Annotated in this window: 16 protein-coding genes; 4 read left to right on the forward strand and 12 right to left on the reverse strand. The window is 74.7% G+C overall.

Going from position 1 to position 16,781, the window contains the following annotated elements; genetic code table 11:
• Positions 1–11: 11 nt before the first annotated feature.
• Genes AVL62_RS13070 through AVL62_RS13080 form a run of 3 tightly spaced genes read right to left on the reverse strand, consistent with a single transcriptional unit; the run spans position 12 to position 3,329 of the window.
• The gene (locus AVL62_RS13070; RefSeq protein WP_058892098.1) at positions 12–515 is read right to left on the reverse strand and encodes a methylated-DNA--[protein]-cysteine S-methyltransferase; all 504 of its coding nucleotides are present in this window, start codon (positions 513–515) and stop codon (positions 12–14) included.
• The gene (locus AVL62_RS13075; RefSeq protein ID WP_058892099.1) at positions 512–2,155 is read right to left on the reverse strand and encodes a DNA-3-methyladenine glycosylase 2 family protein; all 1,644 of its coding nucleotides are present in this window, start codon (positions 2,153–2,155) and stop codon (positions 512–514) included. The genes AVL62_RS13070 and AVL62_RS13075 overlap by 4 nt, the downstream gene beginning before the upstream one ends.
• Before the next feature lie 49 nt (positions 2,156–2,204).
• Positions 2,205–3,329, reverse strand: coding sequence for a calcium/sodium antiporter (locus tag AVL62_RS13080; protein ID WP_058892100.1), 1,125 nt, complete (start codon positions 3,327–3,329; stop codon positions 2,205–2,207).
• Between the two features lie 19 nt (positions 3,330–3,348).
• On the opposite strand from AVL62_RS13080, the gene AVL62_RS13085 reads away from it, so the two are divergent.
• Both AVL62_RS13085 and AVL62_RS13090 read left to right on the forward strand, forming a co-directional pair.
• Positions 3,349–4,515 carry an SAM-dependent methyltransferase gene (locus tag AVL62_RS13085; protein ID WP_058892101.1) on the forward strand — a complete coding sequence of 389 codons (1,167 nt, stop codon included), beginning with the start codon at positions 3,349–3,351 and terminating at the stop codon, positions 4,513–4,515.
• A 4-nt stretch (positions 4,516–4,519) separates the two neighbouring features.
• The gene (locus tag AVL62_RS13090; protein ID WP_058892102.1) at positions 4,520–5,689 is read left to right on the forward strand and encodes an NADH-quinone oxidoreductase subunit D; all 1,170 of its coding nucleotides are present in this window, start codon (positions 4,520–4,522) and stop codon (positions 5,687–5,689) included.
• A gap of 98 nt (positions 5,690–5,787) precedes the next feature.
• Here AVL62_RS13090 and AVL62_RS13095 read toward each other — a convergent pair whose 3' ends face one another.
• The 5 genes from AVL62_RS13095 to ftsH are packed head-to-tail and all read right to left on the reverse strand — an operon-like array spanning position 5,788 to position 10,667.
• Complete coding sequence (locus AVL62_RS13095; RefSeq protein ID WP_058892103.1) at positions 5,788–6,291, reverse strand: DUF3180 domain-containing protein; 504 nt, start codon at positions 6,289–6,291, stop codon at positions 5,788–5,790.
• Positions 6,288–7,187 (reverse strand): dihydroneopterin aldolase, encoded by a 900-nt coding sequence (gene folB / locus AVL62_RS13100; protein WP_058892104.1) that lies wholly within the window; start codon positions 7,185–7,187, stop codon positions 6,288–6,290. Before folB ends, AVL62_RS13095 begins: the two co-directional genes overlap by 4 nt.
• Positions 7,177–8,019: a dihydropteroate synthase gene (gene folP / locus AVL62_RS13105; RefSeq protein WP_235585702.1), complete on the reverse strand. Its 843-nt coding sequence runs from the start codon at positions 8,017–8,019 to the stop codon at positions 7,177–7,179. Before folP ends, folB begins: the two co-directional genes overlap by 11 nt.
• A gap of 7 nt (positions 8,020–8,026) precedes the next feature.
• On the reverse strand, positions 8,027–8,644 hold the full coding sequence (gene folE / locus AVL62_RS13110) for a GTP cyclohydrolase I FolE (protein WP_058892304.1): 618 nt from the start codon (positions 8,642–8,644) through the stop codon (positions 8,027–8,029).
• Positions 8,622–10,667, reverse strand: coding sequence for an ATP-dependent zinc metalloprotease FtsH (gene ftsH / locus AVL62_RS13115; RefSeq protein WP_419177491.1), 2,046 nt, complete (start codon positions 10,665–10,667; stop codon positions 8,622–8,624). The genes folE and ftsH overlap by 23 nt, the downstream gene beginning before the upstream one ends.
• Before the next feature lie 204 nt (positions 10,668–10,871).
• On the opposite strand from ftsH, the gene AVL62_RS13120 reads away from it, so the two are divergent.
• On the forward strand, positions 10,872–11,684 hold the full coding sequence (locus AVL62_RS13120) for an LLM class flavin-dependent oxidoreductase (RefSeq protein WP_058892106.1): 813 nt from the start codon (positions 10,872–10,874) through the stop codon (positions 11,682–11,684).
• On the opposite strand, the gene hpt is transcribed toward AVL62_RS13120, so the two are convergent.
• From hpt to AVL62_RS13140, 4 genes are all read right to left on the reverse strand, one after another.
• Positions 11,675–12,226 carry a hypoxanthine phosphoribosyltransferase gene (gene hpt, locus AVL62_RS13125; RefSeq protein WP_058892107.1) on the reverse strand — a complete coding sequence of 184 codons (552 nt, stop codon included), beginning with the start codon at positions 12,224–12,226 and terminating at the stop codon, positions 11,675–11,677. The genes AVL62_RS13120 and hpt overlap by 10 nt on opposite strands.
• A 69-nt stretch (positions 12,227–12,295) precedes the next feature.
• Entirely contained in the window at positions 12,296–13,294 is a 999-nt protein-coding gene (gene tilS / locus AVL62_RS13130; RefSeq protein WP_058892108.1) for a tRNA lysidine(34) synthetase TilS, read from the reverse strand.
• Between the two features lie 4 nt (positions 13,295–13,298).
• Positions 13,299–14,432 carry a zinc-dependent metalloprotease gene (locus AVL62_RS13135; RefSeq protein WP_058892109.1) on the reverse strand — a complete coding sequence of 378 codons (1,134 nt, stop codon included), beginning with the start codon at positions 14,430–14,432 and terminating at the stop codon, positions 13,299–13,301.
• Between the two features lie 46 nt (positions 14,433–14,478).
• The gene (locus AVL62_RS13140) at positions 14,479–15,996 is read right to left on the reverse strand and encodes a D-alanyl-D-alanine carboxypeptidase/D-alanyl-D-alanine-endopeptidase (RefSeq protein WP_058892110.1); all 1,518 of its coding nucleotides are present in this window, start codon (positions 15,994–15,996) and stop codon (positions 14,479–14,481) included.
• 91 nt (positions 15,997–16,087) lie between these two features.
• Between AVL62_RS13140 and AVL62_RS13145 the strand changes: the two genes are divergently transcribed.
• On the forward strand, positions 16,088–16,606 hold the full coding sequence (locus tag AVL62_RS13145) for an inorganic diphosphatase (RefSeq protein WP_058892306.1): 519 nt from the start codon (positions 16,088–16,090) through the stop codon (positions 16,604–16,606).
• The last annotated feature ends 175 nt before the right edge of the window (positions 16,607–16,781 follow it).

Consider the following 16,781-nt stretch of genomic DNA (forward strand, 5'->3'; position numbering starts at 1 on the left):
CCGGTAGCGGGTCAGACGGGCAGCGTGGGCGCGGTCCGCGACCGTTCCAGGTCCAGGAGGACCTGCTTGCGCTCCACCCCGCCGCCGTAGCCGGTGATCGAGCCGTCCGCCCCGACGACCCGGTGGCACGGCACGACGATGGACAACGGGTTGCGGCCGTTGGCGAGCCCGACGGCGCGGGAGGCACCGGGGCTCCCCAGGGCGCGGGCGAGCTCGCCGTAGGACCAGGTCCGGCCGTAGGGGATGGCCCGCAGCCGGGCCCAGACCCGCTGCTGGAAGTCGGTGCCCGGTGCGTCCGTCGGCAGGTCGAAGTCGGTGCGGTCGCCCGCGAAGTACTCCTCGAGCTGCCGGGCGGTCTCCCGCAGCACCGGGGGCGCCAGGGCGGCGTCGACCGGCTCGCCCAGGTCGTCGGGCGCGTGCCGGTGCTCGGTGAAGAACACCCCGGTGAGGTGCTCGCCGTCGCTGCGCAGGCGGAGGGGTCCGACCGGGGAGTCGGTGGTGAGGTGGACGGTCATGAGGTCTCCTTGGGGGCCGTGGGTATGCCGTCGCCCCGGCGGGACGACGGCGCGGGGGTGGCGGGCGTGGCGGCCGTGGCGGCCGTGGCGGCCGTGGCGGCCGCGGCGGGCAGGGTCGCGGCGGCGTGGCCGGAGGCCGCCCACAGGACGGCGGCGGCGTAGCTGCGCCAGGGGCGCCAGGCCTCGGCGTGCCGGAGCAGCCCCGCGCCGGCCGGGACCCCGGCCGCGGCCGCGGTGACCTTGACGCCGAGGTCGGTGGCCGGGAAGGCGTCGGGGTCACCCAGGCCGCGCAGCAGGACCATCTCGGCCGTCCACGGGCCGACGCCGGGCAGCGCCAGCAGCGCCTCCCGGGCGTCCTGCCGGTCGGCCCCCGGCCCCAGCCGCAGGTCCCCCTCGGCGAGCGCTCGGGCGACCGTCCGCAGGGTGCGCTGGCGGGAGGCCGGCATGGCGGGCAGCTGGGCGGCGGACGCCTCCGCGACGGCCTTCGGCGTGGGGAAGAGGTGGGTCACGGACCCGGTCATCGGCTCCGGCAACGGCTCCCCCAGCGCCCGGACGAGACGCGCCGTGTGGGTGCCGGCCGCGGCGGTGGAGACCTGCTGGCTCAGGACCACGCGCAGCGCGAGCTCGTCGGCGTCCACTGTCCCGGGGAGCCGGACACCGGGGTGCGCGTGCACGAGCGGGGCCAGTCTCGGATCGGCCGCGAGGTGCTCGTCGACCGCGACCGGGTCCGCGTCGAGGTCCAGGAGCCGCCGGCAGCGCCCGATCGCGGCGGCCAGGTCGGCGACATCGCTGAGCCGCAGGGTGACGCCCACGTGCCGATCGCCCTCGCCACCGGGGCGCAGCACGATGAGGGCGGGTCCACCCGGCAGCCGCACCGCGCGGGTCAGGGCCCCGTCGGACCACGCCTCCGGGCCCCGGACGGAGGTCGCCACGAGGTGGCCGAAGAGGCTGGGCACGTGCAGCGGCGGCCGGAACGGCAGCCGCAGGGTGATGCCCACCGGGGCGGGACCGCTCGCCCGGTCGCCCCCGGCCCACCCGCCGGACGGTCCTCCGGCCGGACGACGCCGCCCGGCGGCGCGCAGCTCGGAGGGCGCGGCGGCATACACCTCGCGCACGGTGGCGTTGAAGGAGCGGGTGCTGGAGAAGCCGGCGGCGTGGGCGACGTCGACCATCGGCAGCGTCGTCCCCTCGAGGAGCAGCCGCGCGGCCTGGGCACGTTGCGCCCGCGCGAGGGCGAGCGGCCCCGCGCCCAGCTCGGCCTGCACGAGCCGCTCGAGCTGGCGCACGGAGTACCCCAGCCTGGCCGCCAGGCCGGACACCCCCTCCCGGTCCACCACCCCGTCGGCGACGAGCCGCACCGCCCGGGCCACGACATCACCCCGGACGTGCCACTGCGGGGACCCCGGCGTCGCGTCCGGGAGGCAGCGCTTGCAGGCCCGGAAGCCGGCCCCCTGGGCGGCGGCGGCACTGGGGTAGAAGCGCATGTTGCGCACCTTCGGCGTGATGGCCGGACAGCTGGGGCGGCAGTAGATCCTCGTGCTCAGCACCCCGGTGACGAACCAGCCGTCGAACCGGGGGTCCTTGCTGCGCACGACCGCGGCGCAGCGGTCGTGGTCGAGGTGGAGGTGAGGGGTGGGCACCCCTCCATGGTGCGACACCCGGCCCGGCGGGTCTAGCAGGAAAACGACATCACGGCACGGGCTCCCCGTCGGCCACCTTCTGCCGCACGCGACGGCGCTCGGCCAGCACCCCGGCCTCGAAGGTGGCGGTGACGAGCAGGGTGAGCCCGACGAGCGGCAGCACGAAGATCACCATGACGATCTCGAAGCCCTGGAGCGCCTCGTGCCGGGTCGCATTGAGCACGACAAAAGCGGTGTAGGCGAGGTAGAGCAGCACGAAGAGACCGCCCTCCCACCGCGCGACCGTGAAGCCGGTGAAGACCACCGGCGCGAGCGCCACCGAGGCGGCGACCATGAGCGGGATGTCGAGGGCGATCGCCGGGAAGGGCACCGGCAGCCCGCCGGAGGAGATGATCGCCGGCACCCCGAGCACCAGACCGATGTTGGCGATGCAGCTGCCGACGACATTGCCGACCGCGAGGTCGCGCTCGCCGCGGACCGCGGCGATGACGGAGGCCGCGAGCTCGGGCAGCGAGGTGCCCACGGCGACCACGGTCAGCCCGACGACGAGACCGCTGACGCCGAGCGCCTCGGCGATGTTCACCGCACCCGCCACCAGGAGGTTGGCACCGAGCACGAGCAGCGCCACCCCGGCGACGACGAGACCGAGAGCCGGCAGGACCCCCATCGGCTCCCCCTCGCGGGACGCGGGGGCCCGACGCTTGCGCAGCTCCCGGCGCTGCTTCCTCCGGCTGACCACCACGGTGAGGACGGTGTGGGCGACCATGACGACCAGCAGGATGAGCCCCTCGACGGTCGTGATCACCCCGTCGAGCGCGACGAGCAGCAGCGCCACCGACAGTCCCACCATGACGGGCACGTCGATCTTCACCAGCTGCTCGCGCACCGTGAGCGGCAGCACGAGTGCCGCGATCCCGAGGATGAGCAGGATGTTGGCGATGTTGGAGCCGACGACATTGCCGACCGCGAGCTCGGGCTGCCCGTCGAGGACCGCCCCGACGGTGACCGCGAACTCCGGGGCGGAGGTCGCGACGGACACCACGGTCAGGCCGACCACCAGGGGGCTGAGACCAAGGCGGGTGGCGAGGTTGGAGGCCCCTCGCACCAAGAGCTCCCCGCCCACGACGAGCAGGACGAGGCCGCCCAGGATCCGGGCGATGTCGAGAAGGTCCACGATGCGGCACCCTAGTGCCATGAGCCTCCCGGCACCTCCCCACGGGACCACGGTCTGGGAGCCGGCGTGGCAGGAGGCGCTCTACGGCCCCGGCGGCTTCTACCGCGCCAGCGCCCCGTCCGCGCACTTCGCGACCTCGGCCCAGGGCATCCCCGGGGGTGGGGAGCTGCTGGCCGCGGCGGTCGTCGCCCTCGCGCACCGGCACCGCTGCCGGCGCGTCGTCGACCTCGGGTGCGGCCGCGGCGAGCTGCTGACGCAGGTCCGGCGGCTGGACCCGTCGCTGCACCTGACCGGGGTCGACGTCGTCGCCCGACCCGCGGGGCTCGACGTCGACGCGTGGCTGGTCTCCCCCGGCGGTGCGGCCCTGCCCGACGGGCTGCGGGACCTCGGGGCGACGCTGGTGCTCGCGCACGAGTGGCTCGACGTCGTCCCGTGCCCCCTCGTGGCCCGCGACGAGACCGGGGTATGGCGCTCCCTCACCGTCGCCCCGGACGGCACCGAGCACCTCGGTCCGGTCCTGCGCGGCGACGACCTCGCCTGGGTGCGCCGCTGGCTCGACGACCACGGCGCTGACGACGACGGCGAGGCGACGGCCGCACTCGTACGCAGCAATCCTCCCTCCGGGGTGATGCATCGCGGCAGAGGAACACCTCCTGCAGGTGAGTGGTGCCGGCGCGGTGAGGTGGGTCGGCCGCGGGAGGCCGCGCTGGCCGACCTGGTCGGCCGGGTCCGCAGCGGCCTGCTGGTGGTGGTCGACTACGGCCACACGGCCGACGACCGGCCACAGGACGGCACCCTCACCGGCTTCCGCGGCGGGCGCGAGGTCGCCCCGGTGCCCGACGGCAGCTGCGACCTGACGGCCCACGTCGCCGTCGACGCCCTGCTCGCCTCGCTCCCTGACCCCCACGCCGGACACGCTCCGGGCACGCCGCCGCCCGGTGCGGGACGGCCGGGAGGCCCGCCGCGGCTGGTCCGCCAGCGCGACCTCCTGGGCGAGCTCCTCGGCGACCCCGGACCGCCGGTGCCGCACGCGCTCTCCCGGAGCGACCCACCGGCATACCTCGCGGGGCTCGCCCGGCGCGCCGCCCTGACCACGCTCACCGGCGGGGCCCTGGGCGACTTCTGGTGGCTGCTCGTGCCGGTCCCACCAGAGCCCGGCGACGCCGCGGACCCGGGCATAGGGTGAGGGTGTGAGCAGCCGAGACGTGGACGTGACCCTGGGCGCCGCCGGCGTGGGCGGGCTCTCCACCACCGAGATGGTGCTCAACATCGGGCCGCAGCACCCGGCGACCCACGGTGTGCTGCGGCTGCGGATCACCGCCGACGGCGAGCGCATCACGGCCGCCGAGCCGGTCGTCGGCTACATGCACCGTGGCGCGGAGAAGCTCTTCGAGGTCCGCGACTACCGGCAGATCATGGTGCTCGCCAACCGCCACGACTGGCTCTCGGCGTTCAACAACGAGGTGGGGGTGGCGCTCACCGTCGAGCACCTGCTCGGCATGGAGGTGCCCGAGCGGGCCACCTGGGCACGCACCCTGCTCAGCGAGCTCGGCCGCGTGCTCAACCACCTCATGTTCCTCGGGTCCTACCCGCACGAGCTCGGCGCCATCACCCCGATGTTCTACTCCTTCCGCGAGCGCGAGGAGATCCAGGCTGTCATGGAGGAGTTCTCCGGCGGCCGGATGCACTTTATGGCGACCCGGGTCGGGGGGCTGCTGCACGACCTGCCCGAGGGCTGGCTGGACCGGGTCGACGCGGCGGTCGCGACGGTCCGCGGCCGGATGCCGGACCTCACCGGCCTCGTGCTGGGCAACGAGATCCTGCAGGGCCGCACGCGGGGGGTCGGCGTGCTCGACCTCGACACGGTGCTGGGGTACGGCGTGTCCGGCCCCATCGCCCGCGCCTCCGGGCTCGACGTGGACCTGCGGCGCGACGAGCCCTACCTCGCCTACGCCGAGCTCTTCGCCGAGGGCGGTCCCGGGCGGGTGGTGACCCGCGAGGCCGGCGACTGCTTCGCCCGGCTCGAGGTGCTGGCCGAGCAGATCGAGGTCAGTCTCGACCTCGTCGAGGCCTGCACGGCCCGGCTGCGCGAGCTGGGCGAGGGACCGGTGAGCACCCGGCTGCCGAAGAAGCTCAAGGTGCCGGCCGGGGAGCACTGGTTCGCGGCGGAGAACCCGCTCGGCTTCAACGGCTACTACCTCGTCAGCCGCGGCGACACCGTCCCGCACCGGCTCAAGCTGCGCTCGGCGTCCTTCAACAACGTGCAGGTGCTCCGCGAGATGCTGCCCGGCACGGTCGTCGCCGACATGGTGGCGATCCTCGGGTCGATGTTCTTCGTCGTCGGGGACATCGACAAGTAGTTCTGGACATAGCTTTCTGGGGCCCGTTCCCCAGAAATCTATGTCCAGAACGGCAGGTGGGCACGTGGGCACGTGGGCACGTGGGCACGTGGGCAGGGTCAGCCGTAGGCGAGGTCGCCGTCGCCCACGCCGTCGTCATCGTCGTCGTCGTGCTCGGTGGGCGGGATCCGGCACCACGCCTGGCCGAGGTAGCCCGCGCCGGACAGCCCCAGCGCCACCGCCGCGTGCACGAGCCCCCACACCAGCTGCACGCGCTCGCTGGGGACGTCGGCGTTGGGCAGGTGGACCAGGGCGTTCGCGGCGTACCACCCCACGAGCGCGGCGCCGCCCAGCGCGGCGGCCTGCGCGCCCACGAGGGTGCCCCGGCCGCGCTGCGGGGAGGGTCGCACGCTGCCGCGCCCGAGGAGGTAGCGGCGGATCTGCCAGCACATCACCAGCACGAGCAGCGCCACGGCGACCAGCGGGACCAGCCCGATCCAGGAGATCGCCGGGTAGCCGCCACCGAGCGAGCGCACCACCTGTAGCAGCAGCCAGCTCGCCATCGCCGAGAGCACGGCGAGGATGACGCCGGTGCCGACCCGCACCCCGTCCCGCGAGCTCACCCCGCCTCCTCGACCGGTGTGACGGCCTGCCCGGCCAGGTCGGGTATGAGGTCGCGCACCGCCACTGCCCGGTCACCGACGCGCAGGGTGGCCGTGGGGTCGACGTCGTCCCAGGGGACGAGGACGAAGGCGCGCTCCCGGGCGCGCGGGTGCGGCAGCGTCAGGTCCGGGTCGTCGCTGCGCACGTCGGCGCCGGCAGCGGGATCGCCGTACTGGACGAGGTCGAGGTCCAGGGCGCGGGCCTCCCACCGCACGTCGCGGGTGCGTCCCAGGTCGGCCTCCACCCGGTGCAGGACCGCGAGCAGCGAGGCGGGGGCGAGGCTGGTGCGGGCCACCGCGACGGCGTTGACGTAGTCCGGCTGACCGGCGACGGCCGCACCACCCACCGGCGCCGTCCGGAAGGAGCGGGACACCCGGACCCGGTGCAGACCGCGCAGCCGACGCAGCCGGCGCGCCGCCCGGGCCACGGTCGCCGCCGGCTCCGACCCGTCCGGACCGGGGAGGTTGGCCCCCAGCGCGACGACCACGGGCACGTCCGTGCGGCGGCGCACCACGACGGCGACGTCGTCGAAGGGCACGCCCACCGGGGCCTGCGGCTTGTGCACGGTGACCTCCACCGCCTCGACGAGGGGGTGGACCAGCACGCGGGCGGCGATCTCCTCGGCGACGGTCTCGACGAGGTCGCGCGGCTCCCCCTCGACCACGGCGACGACCTGGGCGGCCACCGCGCCGTAGTCCACCGTCCGGGCCAGGTCGTCGCTCGCACCCGCGGCGGCGAGGTCGACCTCCAGGGTGACGTCGACGACGAAGTCCTGCCCGTCGCGCCGCTCGTGCTCGAAGACCCCGTGGTGCCCGCGGGCGCGGACCCCGGTGAGGCGGATCAGGTCACCTCGCACCGGCAGCCCCCTGCGTCAGCTCCCACACCGCGAGCGCGTCGCGGGTCGGACCCACCTCGTGCACCCGCACCGCCCAGGCGCCCGCCTGTGCGGCAAGCAGGCTCGTGGCGGCCGTCGCGACGTCGCGCTCCTGGGGCGCGGTGGGCTCGTCGGGCACCGGCGCACCGGGGCGCGCGGGCAGCCGGCCGAGGAAGCGCTTGCGCGAGGCCCCGACGAGCACCGGCAGCCCGAGGGCGACGACCCGGTCCAGCCCGGCCAGCAGCGTCCAGTTGTGGCCGGCGTCCTTGGAGAAGCCCAGGCCCGGGTCCAGCACCAGCTGCTCCTCGCGCACGCCCAGCCCGACCAGCGCGTCCACCCGGTCGCCGAGCTCGGCGCAGACCTCGCCGACGACGTCGTCGTAGTGGTGGGTGGCGGTGGGGTCGCTCAGCAGCCCCCGCCAGTGCATGACGACGTAGCGGGCGCCGGTCTGCGCCACCATCGGCCCCATCTCGGGGTCGCCCAGCCCGCCGGACACGTCGTTGACGAGGACCGCGCCCGCCTCCAGGGCCGCCTGCGCGACGGACGCGCGCATGGTGTCGATGGACACGGCATACCCCTGCTGCGCGAGCGCGGAGACGACCGGCAGGACGCGGTCGCGTTCCTCGGCCTCCGACGGACGGCTGCTGCCGGGTCGCGTCGACTCGCCCCCCACATCGACGAGCTCGGCGCCGGCGGCGACGAGCTCACGCCCGCGGGCGACCGCGGCCTCGGGGTCGACGAAGCGGCCCCCGTCGCTGAAGGAGTCGGGGGTGACGTTGACGACGCCCATGATCGAGGTGTGCCGTTGGCTCACGGGGACCTCAGCGCCCGGTGATGAGGCTCATCGCCTCGGCGCGGGTGGCCTGGTTGCGCAGCTGGCCGCGGACGGTGGACGTCACGGTGCGGGCCCCGGGGCGCCGCACCCCCCGCATGGACATGCACAGGTGCTCGGCCTCGACGACGACGAGGACGCCGCGAGGCGCGAGGTGCTCGACCAGGGCGTCGGCGACCTGGGTGGTCAGCCGCTCCTGGACCTGGGGCCGACGGGCGTAGACGTCGACCAGCCGGGCCAGCTTGGACAGGCCGACGACCCGCCCGTCGCGCCCGGGGATGTAGGCGACGTGCGCCGAGCCGTGGAAGGGCACGAGGTGGTGCTCGCAGACGCTGTAGAGCTCGATGTCCTTGACGAGGATCATCTCGTCGTGGTCGACGTCGAAGGTGGTGCCGAGGACCTCCCGGGCGTCCTGCTGGAGCCCGCCGAAGATCTCGGCGTAGGAGCGGGCCACCCGGGCCGGGGTGCCCTGCAGCCCGTCCCGGTCCGGGTCCTCGCCGACCGCGAGCAGGATCTCGCGCACCGCGGCCTCGATCCGGGCGTGGTCGACCGGTCGGGTCGCGGGCGGCTCGCCCGCCCCCGCCTCAGGCGTGGCCGGGGTCGACATGGCCACCCTCGGGCACCTGGACCACCTCGGCCGGGGGGTTCTCCTCCCCGACCTCGGTCAGCGGGTGGTGGCCGTTGGCCATGGCCCGCCGCTCCGCGTCGGTGAGCACCGGGCCCGCCTCGTGGATCGTGCGGGCGTCGGAGGAGAGCCAGACCGGGCGCACCGGGCGCTTGCGGACGTCGGTGAAGACCTCGGCGATCGCGTCGGCGTTCAGCGTCTCCTTCTCCAGCAGCTCCAGCACGAGGGCGTCGAGGATGTCGCGGTTGTCGTTGAGCGCGTGCCAGGCCTCGTCGTGCGCGGCCTCGATGAGCCGGCGCACCTCCTGGTCGACGACGCCGGCGAGGTTCTCGGAGTAGTCGCGCTCGTGGCCCATGTCGCGCCCGAGGAACACCTCGCCCCCGGCCGACCCGAGCTTGACCGCCCCGACCCGCTCGGACATCCCGAACTGCGTGACCATCTTGCGGGCGAGGCCGGTGGCCTTCTCGATGTCGTTGGCGGCGCCGGTGGTCGGGTCGTGGAAGACCAGCTCCTCGGCCACCCGGCCGCCGAGGGCGTAGGCGAGCTGGTCCAGCAGCTCGTTGCGGGTGGTGGAGTACTTGTCGTCGGCGGGCAGCACCATCGTGTAGCCGAGTGCCCGGCCACGGGGCAGGATCGTCACCTTGCTCACCGGATCGGTGTGGTTCATCGCCGCGGCGACGAGGGCGTGGCCGCCCTCGTGGTAGGCGGTGATCTTCTTCTCCTTCGCGCTCATGACCCGGGTCCGCTTCTGCGGGCCGGCCATGACGCGGTCGATCGCCTCGTCGAGGTCGGCGTCGGTGATGACCTGCTCGTTCTTGCGGGCGGTGAGCAGGGCGGCCTCGTTGAGCACGTTGGCCAGGTCGGCGCCGGAGAAGCCCGGCGTGCGCCGCGCGATCGCCATGAGGTCCACGTCGGCCAGCGGCTTGCCCTTGCCGTGCACCTGCAGGATGTGCAGGCGGCCCAGCATGTCGGGCGCCTCGACCGCGATCTGCCGGTCGAAGCGGCCCGGGCGCAGCAGGGCCGGGTCGAGGATGTCGGGCCGGTTGGTGGCGGCGATGAGGATGATGTTGGTCTTGACGTCGAAGCCGTCCATCTCGACGAGCAGCTGGTTGAGCGTCTGCTCCCGCTCGTCGTGACCGCCGCCCATGCCGGCGCCGCGGTGGCGGCCGACGGCGTCGATCTCGTCGACGAAGATGATCGCCGGGGCGTTCTCCTTGGCCTGCTCGAAGAGGTCGCGGACGCGGGAGGCACCCACGCCGACGAACATCTCGACGAAGTCCGAGCCGGAGATGGAGTAGAACGGCACCCCGGCCTCGCCGGCGACGGCCCGGGCGAGGAGGGTCTTGCCGGTCCCGGGCGGGCCGTAGAGCAGCACACCCTTGGGGATCTTGGCGCCCACCTCCAGGAACTTGCGCGGCTCGGAGAGGAACTCCTTGATCTCGTGCAGCTCCTCGACGGCCTCGTCGGAGCCGGCGACGTCGGCGAAGGTGACCTTGGGCATGTCCTTCGTCGCGAGCTTGGCCTTGGACTTGCCGAACTGCATGACGCCTCGGCCGCCGCCCTGCATCCGGGTCATGAGCCACAGGAAGAGCGCCAGGATGAGCAGCAGCGGCAGGAAGTTGACCAGGATGGACACGAAGACGTTCTGCCGGGCCGGGTCGTCGGTCCACCGCTCCGTGGGCGGGTTCGCGTCCAGGGCCTCGATGACCTGCGGGCCGCGGGCGTCGACGTAGAACGCCTGCACCTGGTCGGTCTCCCGGACGTCGTCGCTGGAGAAGGTCTCCCCGTCGCGCAGGGTGAGGTCGATGCGGTCCGGCGTCACGACCGCCTCGGCGACCTGCCCGTCCTCGATCAGCTGGAGCGCGTCGGCGGTGTCGATCCTGCTGTAGGGGCTCTGCGACAGCAGCGAGTACCACAGGATGCCGAGACCGAGGAAGAGGAAGACCCACATCCACGGGCTGGGCTTGGGCCGCTTGCTGGGCCTGTTGGTCGGGGCAGTGCTCATATCAGTGACGTTCGGGGAGCCACGGGACCCCCCGGTCCTCCTGGTCGGTGGTCCGGCAGTGATTCTTCTGCCCGTCAACGCGCGGCAGATGGACAGTGTTCCACCTCACCCGGGGGCTCCGCCCCACACCCCGCGCCGGGTGCGGCGGCACCCGCCCCTCGCCGGTCCGCCCAGGACGCCCGACCCCGGGCTACGGTGACGCGTATGACGCCCCTCGGCCTGATCTTCCCGCCGGACCAGCCCCCCGAACGGCTCCGGGAGGTGGCCCGGGCCGCGGAGGAGGCCGGGCTGGACGAGCTGTGGCTGTGGGAGGACTGCTTCAAGGAGCGCGGGATCGCCCCCGCGGCGGCCGCCCTCGCGTGGACCTCGAGCCTGCGGGTCGGCATCGCCCTCATGCCGGTGCCGCTGCGCAACGTCGCGCTCACCGCGATGGAGATCGCGACCCTGGCGCGGCTCTTCCCCGGGCGCTTCCTCCCGGCGGTCGGTCACGGGGTGCAGGGCTGGATGGGGCAGACCGGCACCCGGGTCGACTCGCCCATGACGCTGCTGCGCGAGCAGGTCGAGGCGCTGCAGTGCCTGCTGCACGGGGAGCAGGTGTCGCGGCAGGGGCGCTACGTCACCCTCGAGGAGGTGGCGCTGGACTGGCCGCCCGCGCAGGTGCCGCCGCTGCTGGTGGGCGCCCAGGGGCCCCGGACCCTGGCGCTGGCCGGTGAGCTCGGCGACGGGGTGGTCGTCGACGTGGCCGAGCACCTGCCGCGGGCGGCGGCGGCGGTGCGCGACGCCCGGGCCGCGGCGGGCCGGGAGGGGGAGCCGGACGTGCTCGTCTTCCAGACCGTGGCCCTCGGGACCCCGGCCGAGGAGGTCGCCGAGCTGGTGCGGGCCCGCGTCGCCGAGGGCGCGCGGCGGGTGGCGATCACGGTGGTGACCGCGCCGGGCGGACCTCCGGAGCCGGGCCCCGCGCTGCTGGACGCCGTCCCGACGCTGGGCCGCGCCCGGGAGCTGCTCGCTCAGCTGTAGACGTGCGGGGCCAGGGTGCCGATGACGCGCAGGTTGCGGTACTTCTCCGCGTAGTCGAGGCCGTAGCCCACGACGAACGCGTCGGGGATGTCGAACCCGACGTACCTCGTGTCGATCTCCACCTTGGCGGCCTCCGGCTTGCGGAGCAGGGTGCAGATCTCCAGGCTCGCCGGGCCGCGGGAGCGCAGGTTGGCGCTGATCCACGACAGGGTGAGGCCGGAGTCGATGATGTCCTCGACGATGAGCACGTGCCGCCCGGTGATGTCGGTGTCGAGGTCCTTGAGGATCCGCACCACCCCGCTGCTCTTGGTGCCCGAGCCGTAGCTGGAGACGGCCATCCAGTCCATCTCCGCCGAGCCGGGCAGCGCCCGCATGAAGTCGGCCATGACCATGATCGCGCCCTTGAGCACGCCCACGAGGAGCACGTCCTTGTCGTGGTAGTCCGCCCACACCTCCTCGGCCAGCTCGGCGAGGCGGCCCTGGATCTGCTCCTCGGTGTACATCACCTCGGCCAGGTCCTCACCCATGTGCTGTGCGTCCACGCAGCCTGCTCCTTCGTCGTCCGGCGCTGAGACCCGGGCGGTCACGCACCCGCGTCGGACCCCATCCAACTACGCCTCCCGGTGCAGCCGCACCCCCTCCCCCGTCCGGACGGCCCGGACCCCGCCGGGCAGGTGCAGCGGTCCCTGCCCGTGCCAGTCCGTGACGAGGGCGTCGACGGCCCGCAGGTGCTCCCCCGTGAGATCGGTGCCGGGGCTGCCCTGCTCGAGCGCCGCCCGACGCCACAGCCGGGTCCGGACGGCCCGGGGCAGGGCCGCCAGGGCCGGTGCGCCCCACGGCTGCTCACCCAGGTCGAGGTATGCCGTGTCCGCCAGCGCGTCCAGCGCGTCGGCGTCGTCGCGCAGCAGGTCGGCGGAACGCGCCAGGTTGCCGGCCAGGCCGGGTCCGAGGTCGCCCTCCAGCCGGGCGAGGGCCCCCCGGGCCCGGACCCGCGCGAAGCGGCGGTCCTCGTTGTGCGGGTCGCGGTGGGGAGCCAGGCCCAGCGCCGCGCAGGCGTCCGACGTCCGCTGCCGGGAGAGCCCGAGCAGCGGCCGGCCCAGCAGCAGGCCCCCGCCGAGCGGCCGCCGGTCGGACATGCCGGCCAGCGAGCGGGCGCCGGACCCGCGAGCCAGGCCGAGCAGCACCTGCTCGGCCTGGTCGTCGCGGGTGTGCCCCAGCAGCACCGCCGCCGCACCGAGCCCTCGCGCGGCGTCGGCCAGCGCGGCATACCTCGCCGTCCGGGCGTCCGCCTCCGGACCGGCCCCCGAGGACGAGACCGACACCCGCACCACCTCGACGGGCGAGCCGTCGGGGAGCAGCGACCGGCACCGGTCAGCGGCCTCCCGGGCCACCCCCGCCGACCCGGGCTGCAGCCCGTGGTCGACGACGACGGCACCGACGGCATACCCCGCGCGGGGGGCGACGAAGCCGGTCGCCCCGGTCAGCGCCAGCGAGTCGGCCCCGCCGGAGCACCCGAGCAGCACCAGCGCCCCCCGCTCCAGGCCGCTGCCGTCCAGCCACCGGCGCACCGCGACGCGCGCGTCCGCCAGGGCCGGGGGCGGTCCGGGCACCGGCTCAGCCGTGCACGCGGGCGACCCACGCCTGCGGGTCGGCGATCTCGGTCGGCCGGGGCAGGGTCTGCGGCGAGGTCCAGACGCGGTTGAACCCCTCCACGCCGACCTGGTCCTGGACCGCCCGGACGAAGATCGCGCCGTCCTTGTACTGCCGCATCTTCGCCTCCATGCCCAGCAGCCGGCGCAGCAGCTTGTCGACGTTGCCCGCCCCCTTGCGCCGCTGGGTGAACCGGCGGCGGATCTCGGCCACCGAGGGGATGACGCTGGGCCCGACCTCGTCCATGACCACGTCGGCATGGCCCTCGAGCAGGGACATGACAGCGGTGACCTCGGCGAGCTTCTCCCGCTGCTCGGGCGTGGCCACGACCTGGGTGATGTCCGCCTCGCCGCGGACGACGTCGGGGAGGGCGCCGACGATCTCCCTGAGCCGCTGGCCGAGGTCCTCCGGCTCGGGCATGATCCGGGTGCCCATGCTGCGGGCGCGCTCGATGAGGTGCTCGCGCAGCCAGGGCACCGCGGTGAACTGCACCCGGTGGGTCTCCTCGTGCATGGCGACCCACAGCCGGAAGTCCGTCGGGTCCACCCCGAGCTCGCGCTCGGCCGCGAGGATGTTGGGGGCCACGAACATCAGCCCGGGGGTGCCCTGGGGCGCCAGGTCGTACTGGCCCAGCACCTTGGTCGAAATCCAGGAGAGCAGGCCCGCGACCTCGGTCCCGGTGACCTTGGCGGAGATGGCCTGGGAGGTGGCCCCCAGGTCGGGCAGCTCCCGGCCGGCGCGCTGCGCCCGGTCCCGGTCGGCGGCCCGCTTCCTGCGCACGACCTCGTCGAGGACGGGAGCGAGCATGGCGTCCATCGAGGCGCAGTTGGCGCGGATCCAGCCGGCCCGGTCGACGACCAGCGCCTCGGGGGTGCCGGGAGGGGTGGAGAGCCGGGCCGTCGTGGCGACCGGGTCCACCGCCCGCGCGGCGGCCGACCGCAGGTCGGTGACCAGGTCGGTGATCTCGCGCCGGCTCGCCCTGGGTCCGGGGGGCGCCAGCCGGGCGGCGGCCGCGGCGGCGAACTCCCAGTCCACGAGGGCGCTGCCCCGCACGTCGTCGAGGGGAGCGTCGTCGGTGGTGGCGGGCTGCTCGCTCATGCCGTGACGGTATGCGCTCGCCCGCCCCCGCGGCGACCCGGGACGCTCAGCAGCCGCACCGGGCGAGGTCGGCGACCACCTCGTCCAGCACCGAGGCGGCCTCGATCGCGGCGGAACCCCGGTCGATGTCGTCGGCCGTCAGGGCGTAGACGAGCAGCCGCCCGTCGCGCGTCACGACCGTGCCGGCGAGGGAGCTGACCCCGGGCAGGGTGCCGGTCTTGGCGCGGGCGTTGCCGACGGCAGGCTCGTGGACGTCGAGGTGGAATCGGGTGGTGAGGGTGCCGGTGTAACCGGCGATCGGCAGGCCACCCGCGGCGAGCACCTCCTGCAGCCGGGGGTGGGAGCCGTCGGCGCCGGCCACGAGGACGTCGGCGACCGCGGCGACGGGGATGAGGGTGCCGTCGGACAGCCCGCTCGCGTCCGTGAGGCGCACCCCCGTCATGTCGAGCCCGTAGTCGTCGACCATCGTCTGCCGGATCCAGGCGGTGACGGACTCCTGGTCGGCCGCCTCGCCGTCGGCCACCGCGGCCTGCCGCGCCAGCTGCTCGACCATGGCGTTGTCGCTGGTGGCCAGGGCCAGGGCCAGCACGTCCCGGGCGGCCGCGGACTCCACCACGGCGAGCTCACGGGCGTCCGTGGCGGCCTGCACCTCCTCCGCCCGGGCGTCGTCGTCCCGGGCGCCCTCGACGTCGACGCCCTCCTCCGCGAGCGCCTCCCGGAACACCCGGGCCACCTCCTGCTCGGGCGCGCGGGGCGAGGGGTTGAAGGGGCGGGCACGGTCGACCGAGCGGCCGATCTGCACGATGCGGCCGGCGTAGCCCTCGTCGAGCCAGCGGTCGATCCACGTGGGCATGGCGTGCGGGCCCTCGACGTGGGTCAGGTCCAGGCTCACCCGCACCGGTCCGTCCGCGGCGGCGTCGTCGGACTCCTGCGCGGACCCGAGCGAGGCCGCGGTCTGCGCCGCCAGGTCGGCGATCCCGGCGTGCCCGGCGACAGCCTCCGGGTCGCCGTCCCCGTCGGCGAGGAGCATGTCCCCGCCGGCGACGAGGACCACCTCGCCCGGCTCGGCCCCCGCGACCACCCGCGTGGTGAAGGTGTGGTCCCCCGGCAGCCCGGTGACGACCGCCGCGGCGGCGAGCAGCTTGGTCGTCGACGCGGGGGTGACCAGCCGGGAGGAGTAGCGGTCGCCCAGCGGCTCCCCGGTGAGCGCGTCCCGGATGGCGACGGCGCGGCGCGTCGTCCCGCCCAGCCAGGTGCTGTCGAGCTCGTCGCTGATCTGGCCGGAGACGGCGCCACGGTCCGGCACCGGCGCCGAGGTGACCGGCCGCAGGGGCTCGGTCGCGGGCGCGATCCGGGGGCGCACCTCACCCGGGGACGGCGCGGCGTCCGCGGTGGCCGTGGCCTGGTCCGGCGACGGCGGTTCCTCCGTGGCGCCGACCTGCTCGGCGGCGACGGCGCGCGGGTCGGCCGTCCCGGGCGCGAGCGCACCGAGGGCGACCACGAGCGCGGCGACCCCGGCGAGGGCATACCGTGTGCTGCGGGGGGTGTTGCGCAGACCTTCCACCGACGTGCTCGACCTCCGTCGTCCCGGACCCCCAGGATGAGGGACACTGGGGCCCGAGCCTATGCCGTCCCCGAGCCAGAGAGAGCAGCAGATGCAGTTCGACGTGACGATCGAGATCCCGCAGGGCAGCCGCAACAAGTACGAGGTCGACCACGCGACCGGCCGGATCCGGCTGGACCGCATGCTCTTCACCGCGACCCGCTACCCCGCCGACTACGGCTACATCGAGGAGACCCTCGGCGAGGACGGCGACCCGCTGGACGCGCTGGTCCTCCTCGACGAGCCGACCTGGCCCGGCTGCCTGGTGCTCGCCCGCCCGATCGGCATGTTCCACATGCGTGACGAGGCCGGCGGGGACGACAAGATCATCTGCGTGCCGGCCGAGGACCCGCGCAAGATGGGCATCCAGAGCCTGGACGACATCGGCACCCACACCCGGCTGGAGATCCAGCACTTCTTCGAGGTCTACAAGGACCTCGAGCCGGGCAAGTCCGTCGAGGGCGCCCACTGGGCCGGCCGCGAGGAGGCCGAGCAGTGCTACCTCGAGGCCGTGAAGCGCGCCAAGGACGAGGGGATGTCGACCGCGCGCTGGCCCATGCCGCAGCACTGACGCCCGACCCCTGAGCCTCGGGGCGGAACCATCGGTGCCCACCTGTCGTCGTAGCGGTGCACGGGGCGGACACCCGTGCCGCGCGCGGTACCATGGCTCCCGCACGGGCCACCGGCCGGCGACGACGACGCCCGCGGAGTGACCGCGGCACACGACAGGGGATTTTGATGACAAC

Source organism: Serinicoccus chungangensis (genome assembly GCF_001483745.1).
GTDB lineage: Bacteria > Actinomycetota > Actinomycetes > Actinomycetales > Dermatophilaceae > Ornithinicoccus > Ornithinicoccus chungangensis_A.

Bases quoted from the DNA above. Each gene is read 5' to 3' on its own strand.
- AVL62_RS13070 (WP_058892098.1), bottom strand. From the start codon at position 515: ATGACCGTCCACCTCACCACCGACTCCCCGGTCGGACCCCTCCGCCTG.
- AVL62_RS13085 (WP_058892101.1), top strand. From the start codon at position 3,349: ATGAGCCTCCCGGCACCTCCCCACGGGACCACGGTCTGGGAGCCGGCG.
- folE (WP_058892304.1), bottom strand. From the start codon at position 8,644: ATGTCGACCCCGGCCACGCCTGAGGCGGGGGCGGGCGAGCCGCCCGCG.
- ftsH (WP_419177491.1), bottom strand. From the start codon at position 10,667: ATGAGCACTGCCCCGACCAACAGGCCCAGCAAGCGGCCCAAGCCCAGC.
- AVL62_RS13120 (WP_058892106.1), top strand. From the start codon at position 10,872: ATGACGCCCCTCGGCCTGATCTTCCCGCCGGACCAGCCCCCCGAACGG.
- AVL62_RS13135 (WP_058892109.1), bottom strand. From the start codon at position 14,432: ATGAGCGAGCAGCCCGCCACCACCGACGACGCTCCCCTCGACGACGTG.
- AVL62_RS13145 (WP_058892306.1), top strand. From the start codon at position 16,088: ATGCAGTTCGACGTGACGATCGAGATCCCGCAGGGCAGCCGCAACAAG.